This is a genomic window from Arthrobacter sp. SIMBA_036 (genome assembly GCF_046535135.1).
Taxonomy (GTDB): Bacteria; Actinomycetota; Actinomycetes; order Actinomycetales; family Micrococcaceae; genus Arthrobacter.
Window position 1 is genome coordinate 1 of sequence record NZ_JAWRXG010000091.1, and the last position, 318, is coordinate 318.

The 318-nt window shown below is 31.4% G+C and carries 1 protein-coding gene; it reads right to left on the reverse strand.

Annotated elements, in window-relative coordinates:
• On the reverse strand, nt 1–219 hold a 219-nt coding region (locus tag SB659_RS19255), incomplete at its 3' end, for a hypothetical protein (RefSeq protein ID WP_410551552.1).
• Between the last annotated feature and the right edge of the window lie 99 nt (nt 220–318).

Consider the following 318-nt stretch of genomic DNA (forward strand, 5'->3'; position numbering starts at 1 on the left):
GGTCTGAGGGTTTGATGAGGTATACTGAAGCAATAATTTTTCAAATTTTATATTGGCCGTATAAAGAGAATCTGAAGAAGATTCTTTGCTTTGGCCATCAGAATACCAGTAATTAATTTTTTGAAAAGCATCATCAAGCTGTTTTTCAATAGTGGAAATATTTTGCCCAAATAAACAATGGGCTGTGATTAAAAATAGAATTCCAAATATTTTTTTCATAGGTATTATTTTCTGCATTTTAACTGAAATACATTTCCCTCAGGATCGGTTCCGTCACACAACCAAAAATCATAATTCTCAAATGTCTTGATTTCTCTC